Below are 16,521 nucleotides of genomic sequence, written 5' to 3' on the forward strand. Positions count from 1 at the left end.
AAACTGGGGAAACCATGACCCCAAACATTCCGGAAAACACCACAGCCGGCGTCCCGGCTGCTGCTGCCGCACCCCATATCACCGTGGAGGGCTTCGACAGCCCCATCCCCGAAATCATCGACCTTGACTCGCCCCGCGACGGCGTTCCCCTGGTCATCGAAACGCAGTCCGGGCTGGAACGCTGCGCCGCCGCCATCGCCGCCGGCACCGGACCGGCGGGGGTGGACGCCGAGCGCGCTTCCGGATTCCGCTACGGCCAGCGGGCGTTCCTGGTCCAGATCCGTCGCGAAGGCGCCGGGACCTGGCTGATTGATCCCGAACCCTTCGGGAACCTGGGCATCATCAATGACGCCCTGCGCGGTGTGGAGTGGATCCTGCATGCCGCCAGCCAGGACCTGCCCTGCCTTTCGGAACTTGGCATGTGGCCGGACAAGCTCTTCGACACCGAACTCGCCGCACGCCTGGCCGGGCTGCCCCGGGTGGGCCTTGCCGCCGTCATCGAGCAGCTGCTGGGGTTCGGGCTGGCCAAGGAGCACTCCGCGGCCGACTGGTCCACCCGCCCGCTTCCCGAACCCTGGCTGCGTTATGCCGCCCTCGATGTCGAGGTCCTCACGGAGCTGCGCGAGGAACTCATTGAACTGCTGCAGGCTGACGGGAAGCTGGAGTACGCGGAGCAGGAGTTCGCCGCCATTCTTGCTGCCGGGATCGCTCCCCCGCGGGTGGATCCTTGGCGGAAGACCTCAGGCCTGCACCAGATCCGGGACCGCCGGCAGCTTGCCGCGGTCCGGGAGCTCTGGCTTGAACGCGACTCCCTCGCACAAAAGCGCGACGTCGCGCCTGGCCGTCTCATTCCGGATTCCGCCCTGGTGGCAGCGGCCAAGGCCATGCCCGCCACGGTGCCCCAGTTGCTGGGAACCAAGGGCTTCCACGGCCGGGCGGCGCAGCGCGAGGCACCGCGCTGGCTCCGGTGCATTGCCGCCGCGCGGGACCTCGAGGACCTGCCTCCCCTGCACCTGGCCACCATCGCCCCACCACCGCCGCGGGTCTGGGCAGACCGGGATCCGGAGGCCGCCGCCCGGCTGGCCACCGCGCGGCCGCTGCTCCAGGAGAAGGCCGAGGAGCTGAAGTTGCCCCTGGAGAACCTGCTGACGCCGGACTTCCTGCGGCGCGTGGCCTGGCGGCCGCCTGCCGAGGTCACGGAGGAATCCATTTCCGCCGAACTGCGGACGCTCGGTGCCCGCCGGTGGCAGGTGGAACTGGCGGCACCGCTGATCGCGGCGGCTTTCCTGAACCCGCAGCCGCTGCCGCCCAGGGAGCCCAAATCCGCTGCCGCCGCGGACGACCAGTAGCCAAGGCCTCCGGCCCTTGCGGCCTAAGTTACTCACGAGTAACATCGGTGGAACCGACGCCATGCTGCTGCCGTCCTCCGGCATGCATCCGGCGCTACGTCTCGATGAGGAGTTACACGTGAGCCAGCACGGAAGCGGCGCATCCCCGCGCACTGTCCGCGACGTCGTCTTTGTGGACGGCATCCGCACACCCTTCGGCAGGGCCGGCGAGAAAGGAATCTACGCCGGGACCCGGGCCGATGACCTGATCGTCAAATGCATCCGCGGCCTGCTGCGCCGCAATCCGTCCCTTCCGGCGGAGCGGATCGATGAAGTAGCTGTCGCCGCCACCACCCAGACCGGGGACCAGGGGCTCACCCTCGGCCGGACCGCCGCGCTGCTGGCGGGACTTCCGCGCACGGTCCCGGGCTTTGCCATCGACCGGATGTGCGCCGGCGCCATGACCGCCGTGACCACCACGGCAGGCAGCATCGGTTTTGGCGCCTACGACGTGGTGATCGCCGGCGGAGTGGAGCACATGGGCCACCATCCCATGGGCTCCGGCGCAGACCCCAACCCGCGGTTCATGTCCGAGCGCCTGGTGGACCCGGCGGCCCTGAACATGGGCAACACCGCCGAAAACCTGCACGACCGGTTCCCGGCGATCACCAAGCAGCGTACCGATGCCTACGCGGTGGCCTCTCAGGACAAGCTTGCCGCCGCCTACCAGGAAGGCAGGATCCAGCCGGACCTGGTTCCGGTGGCCGCCCGGAAGCCGGGCCAGGGCTGGACCGTCCACAGCAAGGATGAACCACCCCGCCCCGGCACCACGATGGCGGACCTCGAATCCCTTCGCACGCCCTTCCGCGCGCACGGCAGGGTCACCGCCGGAAACGCCGCCGGGCTGAACGACGGCGCGACAGCCGCTGTCCTGGCGTCCTCCGAGGCCGCCGCCGAACTGGGGCTGCCCGTGAAGATGCGGCTGGTCAGCTACGCGTACGCCGGCGTGGAACCCGAGGTCATGGGCATCGGACCGGTACCGGCCACCGAGAAGGCCCTCAAGAACGCCGGCCTGACCATCGACGACATCGGCCTGTTCGAGATCAATGAAGCTTTCGCCGTGCAGGTCCTAAGCTTCCTGGACCACTACGGCATTGCCGACGACGACCCCCGGGTCAACCGCTACGGCGGGGCGATCGCCGTGGGCCATCCGCTGGCATCATCAGGAGTCCGGCTGATGATCCAGCTGGCCCGACAGTTCGAGGAGGACCCCTCGGTGCGCTACGGCATCACCACCATGTGCGTGGGACTGGGAATGGGTGGCACAGTGATTTGGGAGAACCCGCACCACCCCGACTACAGCGGAGCCCCCTCGGGGCAGACCGCCGCCACCACCGTTTCCGAAGGAGCCACCGCATGAGCGCCGCAGATTACCGCAAGTTGGCGGATCTTTTCCCCAACGAAACTGTCACCCACTCCTACGTGCAGGACATCGTCCTTCCGGGCACGGACGGCAAGCCGGGACCTGGCACATTCGCCCTCATCACCCTCGATAACGATCTCGACCACACCAAACCCACCACCCTGGGCCCCAACACGCTGGTGGAACTCGGTACGGCCCTGGAGGGCCTGCGCGAACGTGCTGTTCGCGGCGAGATCGTGGGCGTCGGCGTCACCGGAAAACCGCACTACCTGGTGGCCGGTGCGGACCTCTCCGCGGTGAAATCGCTGGAAAAGCGTGAGCACGGCCTGTGGATGGCACAGTTGGGCCACGACGTCTACGCCACCCTGGCCAACCTTGGCGTCCCCAGCTTTGCCTTCATCAACGGGGCAGCGCTGGGCGGTGGCCTGGAAATCGCCCTGCAGTCCACGTACCGCACCGTGTCCACCGGTGCCGGGGCCCTGGCCCTGCCGGAGGCATTCCTTGGGCTCGTTCCCGGGTGGGGCGGCGTCTACATCCTCCCCCGCCTGGTGGGCCCGGAGAACGCCGTCAAGGTCATGATCGAAAACCCGCTCAGCAACAACCGGACTCTGTCCGGCCCGCAGGCGTTCGCGCTGGGCATCGCCGACGCCCTCTTCGAACCCGCGGATTTCCTGGAACAGTCGCTGGCATGGGCCGCGGAAGTCATCTCCGGCGGCGTCGTTCCGGAACGCGCCAACGCCGTCGACCCTTCCGCCACCGGGGTGGAAGCCCGCTGGCAGGCCGCAGTTGCGGCCGGCCGCAAGTTCGTGGAGGCCAAGACGTCGGGCGCGTCGCCGGCGCCGGGCAAGGTCCTTGACCTCCTCGAGGCCAACCGCACCATGACGGCGGCGGAATCCGCCGCCGTTGAGTGCGAGACGCTTGCCGAGTTGATGCAGACCGATGAGTTCCGCTGCACCGTGTACGCGTTCCTGGACCTGGTGCAGAAGCGCGCCAAGCGGCCCGCCGGGGCGCCCGACCGCAAACTGGCCCGCCCCGTCACCAAGGTGGGCGTGGTGGGCGCCGGACTCATGGCCGGCCAGCTGGCGCTGCTTTTCGCACGCCAGCTCAAGGTGCCCGTTGTGCTGACGGACATCGACCAGGCCCGCGTTGACAAGGGCGTGGCCTACGTCCATGCAGAAGTGGACAAGCTGCTGGGCAAGAAACGCCTCAGCCAGGACGCTGCCAACCGCACCAAGGCGCTGGTGACCGGCTCGGTATCCAAGGACGCCTTTGCGGATGCGGACTTCGTGATCGAGGCGGTCTTCGAAGAACTCAGCGTCAAGAAGCAGGTGTTCAAGGAGGTTGAGGCGATTGTCTCGCCGGAATGCATCCTGGCCACCAACACGTCCTCGCTGTCCGTGACGGCGATGGCCGAGGACCTGGAGCACCCGGAACGCCTGGTGGGGTTCCACTTCTTCAACCCTGTGGCCGTGATGCCGCTGCTGGAGGTTGTCCGCGCCCCGCGGACAGACGACGCCGTGCTGGCCACTGCATTTGAACTGGCGAAGGCCTTGAAGAAGAGCGCCGTGCTGGTCAAGGATGCGGCCGCGTTCGTGGTCAACCGCATCCTCCTGCGGCTGATGGGAGAGGTCACCGCGGTATTCGATGAGGGAACCCCGGCCGAGGTGGCCGACAACGCCTTGCGGCCCATGGGACTTCCCATGACCCCCTTCACGCTCCTGGCCATGGTGGGCCTCCCCGTGGCACAGCACGTCCAGGAGTCACTGCACGCAGCATTCGGCGACCGCTTCCCGGTCTCCGCCAACCTGGCTGCGCTCATCGACAACAACGTCAAGGCGCTCTGGGAAACTGCACCTGACGGCACCCGGGCTATCCCCGCCTCCACCCTTGAACTGCTGTCCTTCGGCTCCAGCCCCTCCACCGGGGAGCAGGTGCTGCGGCGCGTCCAGGATGCACTGGCCGAGGAGATTGGCCTGATGGTGGACGAGGGCGTCGTGGCAGGACCTGAGGACGTGGACCTGTGCATGATCCTTGGCGCCGGCTGGCCCCTGTTCCTCGGTGGCATCACGCCTTACCTGGACCGGGTGGGAGCGTCGGAGCGTGTGAACGGACGGCGTTTCCTGGCCCCCGGCGTGGCGTCCCGCCCCGCCTAGGCGCTTCGGTCCAACCTGGCCATCCCCACCAGGCGCTGCGGGCGGGGATGGTCAGGCAGGAACCAGGCGGCCGCCGTCGAGCGCCAGAAGGCGGTGGGCCGCCGAACGTGCGTAGCCCAGGTCATGGGTAACCAGCACGACGGCGGCGCCTTCCGCGGCTGCCCGGCGGACGGCTGCATCCAGCAGGGCCAGCCCGTCGCCGTCCAGCGCCACAGTGGGTTCATCCAGTGCCAGGACGGCCGGCTTGCGCGCCAGGACGGTGGCCAGGGCCAGGAGGCGCTGGGCTGACGCCGGCAGTTCGGCGGGGTGTTCGCGCGCAGCGCCTGCCAGCCCGACTGACTCCAGCGCCGCCGCAGCACGGCGGGCTGCCTGGGCCGGACCCACCAGGCGGTCAAGGCCAAAACCGACCTCCCGCAGGGCGGACCGTTCGAACAGTTGGTCGCGGGGCTGCTGGAACAGCAAGCCCACCGAGGCCGCCGTCCGCCCCACGGGTGCGCCGGAGATGTTGGCACCCCGCACCTGCACCGACCCCGCGCTGGGGCGAAGCAGTCCGTTGAAATGCCGCAGGAGGGTGGATTTTCCCGCCCCGTTGGGTCCGGTCACCGCGACGATCTCCCCCGGATGGACGGCAAGCTCGACTCCCCGCAGCACGGGTGCAACGCCACCCGGATGCCCCGCTTGAACAATTCTTCGCCGCCACCTGCCGGCCCCCGGCCCGCCCGGGTACGCGAAGTCGACACCCCGCAGCTCCAACGCGGGGGTACCCGTCTGCGGCACCACGGGACGGGGTCCGGCAACCGCTGCCGCCGCGGTGGCGGGGCGGCGGATGGCCGGCGGCACCACCCCGGAGCAGGCCCCCATGGCGGCGGGCGGACCGCTCGCGGTGACGGTCCCCCCGGACAGCACCACCCACGTCCCGGCCTCCAGGAGCAACGGATCGATGGACTGGCTAAGGATGACGACGGCGGTCCCCCGGGCCAGGAGGTCCCGCACCACAGCGGCGAGCCCGTCGGCGCCAGCCGCGTCAAGGGAGGCGAACGGCTCGTCCATGACCAGCACCGGCGGCCCGGTAATGATGGCGCAGCCGATTGCCAGCCGGCGGAGCTGGCCGCCCGAGAGCCGGGCCGGGTCCTGTTCCAATTGATCGTGCAGGCCCAACAACGCTGCGGTGCGCCCCACCGCGGCTTGCATGGCGGTACGTTCCATCCCGGAGTTCTCCAGGCCGAACGCGAGTTCCTCGGCCACGGTGGACCGGACGGTGGACAGGACCGTGGCTGCATCCTGTGGAACGAAACCCACGTGCCGGCCCCACTGGGCGGGATCGATCCGAGGGTCGTCGGGGCCGCCGTCGAACTCGAGCCGGGAACCGGACAGCTCCAGGAAGCCGGCCAGCGCTCCGTGGCCACCCGGCGGCAGCCACGCAGCGAGCAGGCGGCCCAAGGTTGACTTGCCGCTGCCGGAGGCACCCAGGATCGCCGTGAAGGAACCTGCCGTGAAGGAAACCGTGACGTCGCGCAGGGCCGCTGTTTCGTCGTCGTGGAATGTGAAGGACCGGATGCCGGCCGCCAGGACCGGGAGGTTGCCGTGAACGGCGGTGTCGGCGTCCCTCAGGCGCTCAGGCACTGGCACCTGCCTGTACCAGCCGCAGCACCAGCGCCGCCGCGGCCGCCAGCACCAGGACGGCCCGTGCCGTGCGCTGCAGCCGCGAGTCGGGCACTTCCCGGTAGCTGGTGCGGGGTCCGGTGTTGCTGAGTCCCCGTGCTTCCAGGGCCGCGGACCGGGTGCCGGCATCCTCCACCAGGGACAGGACCAAGGGGACAGCCTGGAGCCGGAACGCGGCAAGCCTGGACAGGAGGTTCCGTGTCACTACCAGCCCCCGCGACTCCTGGGCCTGGCGGATCCGCCGCGCCCGGGCGCTGATGGCCGGCAGCAGGGTCAGGGTGGAGGCCAGGACGAACGCAAACCGGCCCTGCACGCCGCGGGCGGACAAAGCCGCCACGAGGTCCGGGAGGCTGACGTTGAAGGAGAAGACCAGCAATGCCAGGACCACGGCGCCCAGCTGGAGGATCCGCTGGCTGGCGAACCCGAGTCCTTCCGCCGTGACCCGCGCAGGCCCCCATGCGGCCAGGACGGTGGTCCCCTCGGGGAAGAACAGCCCGTGCAGCATCAACAGTGACAGGCCCAGGGGAACCAGGATTGCCGCGGCGGCAGCCAGGACGCGGCGGGCGGTCCCGCCTGCCGCCGAAAGACCCAGGGAGGCGCCAATCACGGTGAGCGACAGCGGCCAACTGCCGGCCGCCGTCGTGATGACCGCTGTACTCCCGGCAGCAGCCAGCAAGGTCAGCGGATTCAGGCGCAGCGGCCTGGCCGGCCCGGCGGCACTGCGTTCAGGGGATGCGGTCACGGCGGTGCGGTCAGTGGTCCCGGGCAGCGCCCTGTGCCGGTGCCTCGGTGGTCCCGGCCGGGGCCTTGCCTGCCAGGACACGGTGGCGGCGCAGGAACGGGAACTGCTGCCGGGCCCTGCGCGGCAAGGCATAGACGAGGATGGCCACGATGGTGAACACGATCGCCTTGTCCATGGGGTCGGAGATCAGTGCCTGCTTGGTGATGGCCGCCAGGAGGGTGTCACCCATGGCACGGAAGGCGCTCACGATCGCGCCGGTGGCCACGCCCGAGGTTCCGCCGAAGACAAACGCGGCCACGGGGGCAGACACCACACCGGCGATGATGCCGGCGACGAAGCCGGCCACCGGGGCGAGGTAGAAACGGCGGAAGAGGCCGTAGCGGGCGGCGAGCCCGGCCAGGCAGCCGATGAGCGCGGCGCCTGCCGCGAAAGGCAGCACGGTGGGGTTGAAGAACGACCAGACGATGCTGCTGAGGGCGCCGGTGGCAGCGCCCGCGGCGGGACCGGCCAGGACGGCGATCAGCACGGTACCGATGGCGTCAAGGTAGAAGGGCACCAGGGTGCTGCCGACGAACTGGCCCAGCACGATGTTCAGGACCAGCGCCACCGGGATCAGCACCAAGGTGGATGCGGGAAGCGTGGGCAGGACGGCCGCGATGAGCAGGACCGCCCCGGCCAGGAAGCCGGAGAGTGCGATCAGGGCCGAGGCACTGCCGGGGCCTCCGGTGATGTCCGCGGGCTGGTTCAGGACCAGGTAGACGTAGGTTGCGGCGATGGCCAGGGCGCCGAGGATCTCCAGCAGCCGGCGGCGGCGGGCCGCCGGGCGTTCCTGGGACGGAAGCGTCAGGGAGGGCGATGACATGGGAAATGTTCCTTCGGGTGCGGGCAGTGGCCCGGCAGAACCGGGCTGGGGTGGGGCTGCCTATGTCACCTCGGCAGCAGCCGGCGGCAACTGCGCCGGGCCGGTCCGTGGCCCATTCTACCGGGCATTTCGGGGGTGGAAGCCGGCCGCGGTCCGGTAATCCTTCGCCGCCTGGTGGGCAGTCAGGCCGGCAGTCAGGCCAGCGGTAGTCCCACCCGCCGGGCCAGGCCGCCGACGGCGGACACCAGCTCGCGGAAGGCCTGCTCCGGGTTGTTGCCGGAAACAATCCTGGCGTTCGGCGGAGCGCCCCATAGTCCGCGGAAATCGGCCACCGTGGTTCCCATCAGCAACGGCGAGCTGGTTTCGACGTCCACCGTGGCCGGGCGGACGTCGTACTCGAGCGTGCCGGCGGCAACTCCGGCGGCGAAGAAATCATGGACGTGTGCCACATAGCCCTGGTCGTACAGCCGGTGGAACTCGAAGTAGAACCGCAGTGCGTCGGACAGATGGCGGATGAGGGCGTTGCCGGACGTGCTGCGCAGGCCCTCAGGCTGGTCCGGCAGGACCAGTTCCGGCACGGCTGCACCGGCGGCCTCGGCGAGTTGCCGGACGTGTTCCGGGCGCAGCTCCATCCGCTCGGTGGTGTCCAGCGAACAGACGATCGGCAACTTGGCCAGCGGCTTGCCGCGGTACGCCGCGAACACCTCCTTGGCCGCATGCGGGTCCACATGCGTGTTCCACTCGGCCGTCGGGGTGGTGTTCCCCTGGTGGTAGAAGCTCCCGCCCATGATCACCACGCCGGCCAGGAGGTCCGGCAGGCCGGGCTCCCGGCGGAGTGCCAAGGCGAAGTTGGTCAGCGGCGCCGTGATCAGGGCGGTGAGCTCCCCCGGCCTGGCGCGGGCGTGTTCGATCCACAGGTCGACGGCGTTCCGCGCCGAGACCTGTCCGGCGGGCTCGGGCAGCACCGCGTATCCGATCCCCTGCGGCCCATGCGTTTCGGGGGTGGTGGTGAGCGGAATGGACAGCGGCCCGCGCGCCCCGATGGCCACCTCGACGCCCGGTCTGCCGCACAGCTCCAGCAGTGCGAGGGTATTCCGGGCCACCTGGTCGGCGTCCACATTTCCCGGTGTCGCAGTGACGGATACGAATTCCGTCTCCGGCAGCGCGGCGAGATAGGCCAGGGCGAGGGCGTCGTCGATGCCGGTATCGACGTCGAGCAGATATGAGGTCACAGTCGCGGTACGGGGCGTGTGGGTCTCCGGTGTCCTAGAAGAGGGCAACCTTGGGAACGGTGGGGAAAATCGCGTCCAGCTCTGCGAGGTCTTCAGCCGTGGGCTGCCAGTCGGCGGCCGAGGCGTTCTGGCGGACCTGCTCCGGTTTGGTGGCACCCGCGATCACGCTGGCCACGGACGGCTGTGCAGCCAGCCAGGAGAAGGCCACCTCCACCTCGGTCAGGCCGCGTTCCTTGGCAAACAGGCTGAACCGGCCCAGCTGGTCCCAGTCGGCGTCCTCCACCATGTTGGTGCGTGTGTGGCTGAGGCGGGAACCGTCGGGCGCGTGGCCGGGCGCGTACTTGCCCGTGAGCAGGCCGTTGGCCAGCGGGAAATAGGGCAGGACGCCCAGGCCAAGGGCTTCGGCGGCGGGGGTGACTTCCTGCTCTGCCCGGCGGTCCAGGAGGTTGTAGTGGTTCTGGGTGGAAACGAAGCGTGCGCCGCCGAGTTCCCGGGCCACGTACTCGGCCTGGGCGATCTGCCAGCCGGCCCGGTTGGAGTGGCCGATGTACCGTACCTTGCCGCTGCGGACGAGGTCGTCGAGAGCGGCGAGGGTCTCGTCGATGGGCGTCAGCGGGTCCGGGGTATGGAACTGGTAGAGGTCGATCCAGTGGGTGCCGAGCCGCCGCAGTGACGCTTCGACGGACTGGATGATGTAGCGGCGCGAGCCCCGGTCACCGAAGTCGGGGCCGTTCGCGCCCTTGGCTTCCATCCCGAACTTGGTGGCCACCACAGCCTGGTCCCGCCGGTTTCCCAGCGCCTTTCCCAGCATGGTCTCGCTCAGTCCCGGTTCCCGGCCGTAGTTGTCCGCGACGTCGAACAGCGTGATCCCGGCCTCCAGGGCTGCGGAGACGACGGCGTCCGTGCCTTCCTGCGACTCAGTGGCGGTGTTGGCGCGGCCCAGGTTGTTGCATCCGAGGCCCACCGTGGAGACGGTGAGGCCTGATTTTCCAACGCGGCGGTAACTGGTCACGGACGACTCCTAGAGGCTGAAGCTGTTGGCGGGCTTGGCTGAGTGCTTGAGTTTGAACTGCCCGGGTTCGGTATAGGGGGCGGCACCAATGCTGAGCTTGGTGAAGTCAAGGTCCTCGCCGCGGGCGCACACCTTGATGGCATTAACGGCCTTGTTCACCTCCGGGCAGAGGCAGAAAATGTTGAGTTTGTAATCCGTGAACTCAGACCGTTCCACCGTTCCAAGGCCCCGCCAGGCAAGGTGGCTGATGAGCGCATCTTTGGCCTTCTGCTCCAGGTAGCGGTCCCGCTCCGTGCCCTCCCTGGTCTTGAGGGCGAACTGGGCCACCACCCAGGACTGCTCCTCGTTGGGGATTTCGGCGTAGCCGTCCTCCTGGCACTGGGCTGCGAAGGCATCCAGCAGGCTCTCGGCACCCTCGGCGTCGCTGACGTCGGTTTCCTCGGTCTTGCTCTGGTGCCCCACGACGCCGAAATTCATGACGAACTGGGAGTACTCCTCATCGAACCAGGCTTCCCGGAAGTGGAGGGTGCCCTCGTCGTCGCGCTTGTAGACCCTGACTATGCCGCTCATATGCGTCCCTTTGTAAACCATTCAACGTCGGTACCGTCGAAAGGCGCCTGCTGCGCCTTCACGGCATGGAAAAGCTCATCCGCGGCCGCCTGGATGTCCTCGACCAGCCGTTGGGGGTAGCGCATGGACACGCTGTGCTCGGCGAATTCGTCCTGGTCGTCGATGAAGACGCCGCGAGATTCGGTGCGGATCACGTCCAGGTCCATGTCGATCACATGGAACTCCGTAACGGCGGGCCGGATGTCCGTCCATTCGTGGCCCACGGCGAGGTCGATGTAGAGCCGCACGCCGGCGGGATGGGCAGAATCGTAGAACGTGGCCACCCAGTCGCCCTGCCGCGGCACCAGGAGCACGGCGTCCGAGCGCGTATAGAACGCGGCGCCTGGGCGCGAACAGAACTCGTTGGTGCCCTGGAAGATCCACCAGCCATGCCGGTCTTCGCCAAGGTACCGGCCGGGGACCACCCAGTGCGCCTTGCCGTTCCATTTCCGGTTGCGGGAGACCACCAGCTGCCCGGGCTGGAGTTTGCCGGGCACGCGGGTGGTGGTGGTATGCAGAACCGGCCCCGACTCCCCCACGGCCCCCGGGTATTTCAGTGCGTCTTCGTCCCTCACAGGATCGGGAGGCTGCCAGTGGTGGGGTGCTGCTGCCCGGGCAGGGGACGCGCGAACGGGACCTTTGTACCCAAAACCTGCGCGACGATGTCGTGCGTTATTTGCTGGGCGGTGAGCCCCACGCGCTCCATGACCTGGGCGCGGGTGCCGTGGTCGAGGAACTCGACGGGCAGGCCAACCTCGTTCAGGGCGGTGTCCACCCCTGCCGCGCGCATTTCCTGCCGGATGCGGGAGCCGACTCCGCCGGCCCGGACGCCGTCCTCGATGCAGACCACCAGGCGGTGGTGCGAGGCCAGCGCGATGATGGAGCGGCGGACCGGGAGCACCCAGCGCGGATCCACCACTGTGCTGCTGATGCCTTGGGCACCGAGCCGGTTGGCGACATCGAGGGCGAGCTCGGACATGGCACCCACGGTGACGATCAGGACGTCGTTCTCGGTGGATCCGGAGGGTCGGCGGGCCAGGATGTCAACGCCGTCGCTGAGCCGTTCGAGGGCGTCCACTTCGGGACCCACGGATCCCTTGGAGAAGCGAACCACACTGGGCGCGTCGCTGATGGCCACCGCTTCCCGCAGTTCTTCCCGGAGGCGGCTGGCGTCGCGTGGTGCGGCGAGGTGGAGGCCAGGAACGATCTGGACCATGGCCATGTCCCACATGCCGTGGTGGCTGGCGCCGTCCGGGCCGGTCACGCCGGCGCGGTCCAGCACGATGGTGACGCCGGCCTTGTGGAGGGCGACGTCCATCAGCAACTGGTCGAAGGCCCGGTTCAGGAAGGTGGCGTAGACGGCGACGACGGGGTGGAGGCCGCCGAACGCCATGCCGGCAGCAGCGGTGAGGGCGTGCTGCTCTGCGATGCCGACGTCGACGACGCGTTTCGGGTGCTTGGCCGCGAACTTGTGCAGGCCCACCGGGATCAGCATGGCGCCGGTGATGCCGACGATGTCTTCGCGTTCGTCGGCGATGGCGGCGATCTCGTCGGCGAAGACGGACGTCCAGGACTGCGCGCCGCCGGTGCCCGTTGGTTCGCCGGTTTCGGGATCGATGATGCCTACCGCATGGAACTGGTCCGCTTCATGGGCGCGGGCCGGCGCGTAGCCATGGCCCTTTTCGGTCATGGCGTGGACGATGACCGGGCCGCCGTAGTTCCTGGCGGTGGAGAGCGCATGCTCCATGGCCTGGAGGTTGTGGCCGTCCACCGGTCCGATGTACTTCATGCCGAGGTCCTCGAACATGCCCTGCGGAGCCCACCAGTCCTTGATGCCTTTTTTCATGGCGTGCAGGCTCTTGTAGGTGAACTGTCCTGCGGGGCCGCCGTTCTGGAGCTTCTTCTTCCACCAGTCCAGGGCGCCTTCATAGGCGGGTGCGGCGCGGAAGGAGTCGATGGTGGGGCGCAGGGACGCGAGGTAGTCGGCAAATCCGCCCACGGTCGGGGCGTAGGAACGGCCGTTGTCGTTGACTACGATGACAACCCGGCGTTTCTTGTCCGCGGCGATGTTGTTGATGGCTTCCCAGGCCATGCCACCGGTCAGGGCGCCGTCGCCCACGATGGCCACCACGTGCCGGTCGCCTTTGCCGGTGAGCTGGCGGGCCCGGGAGATGCCGTCCGCCCAGGACAAGGATGAGGATGCGTGCGAGCTTTCCACGATGTCGTGTTCGGACTCCGCGCGTGAGGGGTAGCCGGAGAGGCCGCCTTCCTGCCGGAGGGTACTGAAGTCCTGGCGTCCGGTCAGGAGTTTGTGGACGTAGGACTGGTGGCCCGTGTCAAAGACGATGCTGTCGCGGGGGGAATCGAAGGTGCGGTGGACGGCCAGCGTCAGTTCCACCACGCCAAGGTTGGGTCCGAGGTGTCCGCCCGTCTGTGAGACGTTCGTGATCAAAAACTCCCTGATCTCCGAAGCCAGCTGCTCCAGCTGTTCCTCGGTCAACTCGTTCAGGTCCTGCGGATTCCGGATGGTGTCCAAGATTCCCAATGACCCCTCCTTCGGGTGGTAGACGTGCCGTTTAACTCTAACGCCTTGGCTTGGTTGCAAAGCCGAAGCCCCGGCTGGTCGGTGACCGGCCGGGGCTTCGGGGAGGATGCTGGCTGCGCAGCTGTTCCGCTAGTTCGCGGAGATCTGCCGCAGCACGTACTGCAGGATGCCGCCGTTGCGGTAGTAGTCGGCTTCACCCGGGGTATCGATGCGCAGGACCGCGTCGAAGCTCGTGGTGGTGCCGTCTTCGGCCGTCGCGGTGACCTTCAGGGTCTTCGGCGTGGTGCCTTCGTTCAGGGCGGTGACGCCCTCAACCGCGAAGGTTTCCGTGCCGGTCAGGCCCAGGCTGGCGGCGTTCTGGCCGGCCGGGTACTGCAGCGGAAGGACGCCCATGCCGATCAGGTTGGAGCGGTGGATGCGCTCGTAGCTTTCGGCGATGACGGCCTTGACGCCCAGCAGCGCCGTGCCCTTGGCGGCCCAGTCGCGGGACGAACCGGAGCCGTACTCCTTGCCTGCCAGGACCACCAGCGGGGTGCCGGCTGCCTGGTAGTTCTGCGCGGCGTCGTAGACGTAGGCCTGGGGGCCGTCTGCCTGGGTGAAGTCGCGGGTGAAGCCGCCTTCGACGCCGTCGAGCAGCTGGTTCTTGATCCGGATGTTGGCGAACGTGCCGCGGATCATGACCTCGTGGTTGCCACGGCGCGAACCGTAGGAGTTGAAGTCCTTGCGCTCCACGCCGTTGGCCAGGAGGTACTGGCCCGCCGGGGTGTCGGACTTGAAGGAACCGGCCGGGGAGATGTGGTCGGTGGTGACGGAGTCGCCAAGCTTCAGCAGCACGCGCGCACCGGTGATGTCCTTGACCGGCTCCGGCTGGGCCTGCATGCCCTCGAAGTACGGGGGCTTCCGGACGTAGGTGGACTTCTCGTCCCAGGCGAAGGTGTCGCCGGCGGGGGTGTCCAGGGCCTTCCAGCGGTCGTCGCCTTCGAAGACGCCCTCGTAGCCGCGGGCGAACATGCCCTTGTCGATCGAGGAGTCGATGACCTGCTGGACCTCGACCGGATTCGGCCAGATGTCCTTGAGGAAGACATCGTTGCCGGCCTCGTCCTGGCCCAGGGCATCGTTTTCGAAGTCGAAGTCCATGGTTCCGGCCAGGGCGTACGCGATGACCAGCGGCGGGGAGGCCAGGTAGTTCATCTTGACGTCCGGGTTGATCCGGCCTTCGAAGTTGCGGTTGCCGGAGAGGACGGCGGTGACGGAGAGGTCGTTGGCCTGGATGGCCTCGGAGATCTCGGGGTCGAGCGGGCCGGAGTTGCCGATGCAGGTGGCGCAGCCGTAGCCCACGATGTAGAAGCCGAGCTTCTCAAGGTACGGAGTCAGGCCCGACTTGTTGTAGTAGTCGGTGACCACCTTGGAGCCGGGAGCCACGGAGGTCTTGACCCAAGGCTTCGCGGCCAGGCCCTTTTCCACGGCGTTGCGGGCCAGCAGCGCGGCGGCCAGCATCACGGAGGGGTTGGACGTGTTGGTGCAGGAGGTGATCGAGGCGATCGACACAGCTCCGTGGTCCAGTTCGAACTCGCGGCCGTCGGCGGTGGTGACAGCCACCTTCTTGGACGGACGTCCGTTGGACTTGGGACCGTGGGCGTGCGGGGCCTGCTCGGTAAGGTGGGTCGCCGAGGCGGTGAAGGACGGCGAGTCGGAAGCCGGGAAGCTCTCGTCGATCGCTTCGTCCAGGCTGCCGTCGGCGAGGTCCACCTTGACGTAGTTGCGGAGGTCCTCGCGGAACTGGGCCTTGGATTCGGTGAGGATGATGCGGTCCTGCGGGCGCTTCGGTCCGGAGATCGACGGAACGACGGTGGACAGGTCCAGCTCGAGGTACTCGGAGAACTTGATCTCACGGGAGGGGTCGTGCCAGAGGCCCTGTTCCTTGGCGTAGGCCTCGACCAGGGCGACGTTCTCGTCTGACCGGCCGGTGAGGCGGAGGTAGTCGAGGGTGACGTCGTCGATCGGGAACATGGCGGCGGTGGAACCGAATTCGGGGCTCATGTTGCCGATGGTGGCGCGGTTGGCCAGCGGCACAGCCGCGACGCCTTCGCCGTAGAACTCAACGAACTTGCCCACCACGCCGTGCTGGCGCAGCTGTTCGGTGATGGTGAGGACGACGTCGGTGGCGGTGGCACCGGCCGGGATGGATCCGGTCAGCTTGAAGCCGACGACGCGCGGGATCAGCATGGAGACGGGCTGGCCCAGCATGGCAGCCTCGGCCTCGATACCGCCGACGCCCCAGCCGAGCACGCCCAGGCCGTTGACCATGGTGGTGTGCGAGTCGGTGCCGACGCAGGTGTCGGGGTAGGCGCGCAGGGCACCGTCAACCTCGCGGGTCATGACGGTGCGGGCCAGGTATTCGATGTTGACCTGGTGCACGATGCCGGTTCCCGGCGGGACGACCTTGAAGTCGTCGAACGCGGTCTGGCCCCACCGGAGGAACTGGTACCGCTCGCCGTTGCGCTGGTACTCGATCTCCATGTTGCGCTCCAGTGCGCCGGAGTTGCCGAAGGCGTCGATCTGCACGGAGTGGTCGATGACCATTTCCGCCGGTGCCAGCGGGTTGACCCGCTTGGGGTCGCCGCCGAGTTCCTTGACGGCTTCACGCATGGTGGCGAGGTCCACAACGCAGGGCACGCCAGTGAAGTCCTGCATGATCACGCGCGCCGGCGTGAACTGGATTTCAGTGTCGGGCTCGGCGTTGGGATCCCAACCGGCCAGTGCGCGGACGTGGTCGGCCGTGATGTTCGCGCCGTCCTCGGTCCTCAACAGGTTTTCAAGCAATACCTTGAGGCTGAACGGAAGGTTTTCTGCACCTTCAACGGAGTTCAACCGGAAAATTTCGTAATCGGTTCCGGCTACATTAAGTTTGCCTTTTGAACCGAAGCTGTCCACAGTGCTCATCGCAGGACTC

Annotated in this window: 12 protein-coding genes; 3 read left to right on the plus strand and 9 right to left on the minus strand. The window is 68.1% G+C overall.

Features of this window, described 5'->3' with window-relative positions:
- Window positions 1-14 precede the first annotated feature (14 nt).
- The 3 genes from AC4EEO_RS10990 (at window position 15) to AC4EEO_RS11000 (ending at window position 4,904) form a co-directional block, all read left to right on the plus strand.
- Window positions 15-1,349: an HRDC domain-containing protein gene (locus tag AC4EEO_RS10990; protein WP_491338841.1), complete on the plus strand. Its 1,335-nt coding sequence runs from the start codon at window positions 15-17 to the stop codon at window positions 1,347-1,349.
- 118 nt (window positions 1,350-1,467) lie between these two features.
- Window positions 1,468-2,748 carry a thiolase family protein gene (locus AC4EEO_RS10995; RefSeq protein WP_018761122.1) on the plus strand — a complete coding sequence of 427 codons (1,281 nt, stop codon included), beginning with the start codon at window positions 1,468-1,470 and terminating at the stop codon, window positions 2,746-2,748.
- Window positions 2,745-4,904: a 3-hydroxyacyl-CoA dehydrogenase NAD-binding domain-containing protein gene (locus AC4EEO_RS11000; RefSeq protein WP_491338842.1), complete on the plus strand. Its 2,160-nt coding sequence runs from the start codon at window positions 2,745-2,747 to the stop codon at window positions 4,902-4,904. Before AC4EEO_RS10995 ends, AC4EEO_RS11000 begins: the two co-directional genes overlap by 4 nt.
- 51 nt (window positions 4,905-4,955) lie before the next feature.
- Here AC4EEO_RS11000 and AC4EEO_RS11005 read toward each other — a convergent pair whose 3' ends face one another.
- The 9 genes from AC4EEO_RS11005 to AC4EEO_RS11045 all read right to left on the minus strand — a co-directional run bounded on the left by AC4EEO_RS11005 (window position 4,956) and on the right by AC4EEO_RS11045 (window position 16,511).
- Window positions 4,956-6,527, minus strand: a complete 1,572-nt coding sequence (locus AC4EEO_RS11005) for an ABC transporter ATP-binding protein (RefSeq protein WP_491338843.1) — start codon at window positions 6,525-6,527, stop codon at window positions 4,956-4,958.
- A complete protein-coding gene (locus AC4EEO_RS11010) occupies window positions 6,520-7,308 on the minus strand; it encodes an energy-coupling factor transporter transmembrane component T (RefSeq protein WP_491338844.1) in 789 nt (262 codons plus the stop codon). The genes AC4EEO_RS11005 and AC4EEO_RS11010 overlap by 8 nt, the downstream gene beginning before the upstream one ends.
- A gap of 10 nt (window positions 7,309-7,318) precedes the next feature.
- Window positions 7,319-8,170: an ECF transporter S component gene (locus AC4EEO_RS11015; protein ID WP_491338845.1), complete on the minus strand. Its 852-nt coding sequence runs from the start codon at window positions 8,168-8,170 to the stop codon at window positions 7,319-7,321.
- Window positions 8,171-8,364: 194 nt separating this feature from the next.
- Window positions 8,365-9,402 carry a nucleoside hydrolase gene (locus tag AC4EEO_RS11020; protein ID WP_491338846.1) on the minus strand — a complete coding sequence of 346 codons (1,038 nt, stop codon included), beginning with the start codon at window positions 9,400-9,402 and terminating at the stop codon, window positions 8,365-8,367.
- 34 nt (window positions 9,403-9,436) lie between these two features.
- Complete coding sequence (locus AC4EEO_RS11025; RefSeq protein WP_491338847.1) at window positions 9,437-10,414, minus strand: aldo/keto reductase; 978 nt, start codon at window positions 10,412-10,414, stop codon at window positions 9,437-9,439.
- 9 nt (window positions 10,415-10,423) lie between these two features.
- The gene (locus tag AC4EEO_RS11030) at window positions 10,424-10,984 is read right to left on the minus strand and encodes a hypothetical protein (RefSeq protein ID WP_018761115.1); all 561 of its coding nucleotides are present in this window, start codon (window positions 10,982-10,984) and stop codon (window positions 10,424-10,426) included.
- On the minus strand, window positions 10,981-11,598 hold the full coding sequence (locus AC4EEO_RS11035; protein ID WP_018761114.1) for a DUF402 domain-containing protein: 618 nt from the start codon (window positions 11,596-11,598) through the stop codon (window positions 10,981-10,983). Before AC4EEO_RS11035 ends, AC4EEO_RS11030 begins: the two co-directional genes overlap by 4 nt.
- Entirely contained in the window at window positions 11,595-13,568 is a 1,974-nt protein-coding gene (gene dxs / locus AC4EEO_RS11040) for a 1-deoxy-D-xylulose-5-phosphate synthase (RefSeq protein WP_491338848.1), read from the minus strand. Before dxs ends, AC4EEO_RS11035 begins: the two co-directional genes overlap by 4 nt.
- 129 nt (window positions 13,569-13,697) lie before the next feature.
- The gene (locus tag AC4EEO_RS11045; RefSeq protein ID WP_018761112.1) at window positions 13,698-16,511 is read right to left on the minus strand and encodes an aconitate hydratase; all 2,814 of its coding nucleotides are present in this window, start codon (window positions 16,509-16,511) and stop codon (window positions 13,698-13,700) included.
- Window positions 16,512-16,521 lie beyond the last annotated feature (10 nt).

This window comes from Pseudarthrobacter sp. MOO13 (assembly GCF_058267655.1).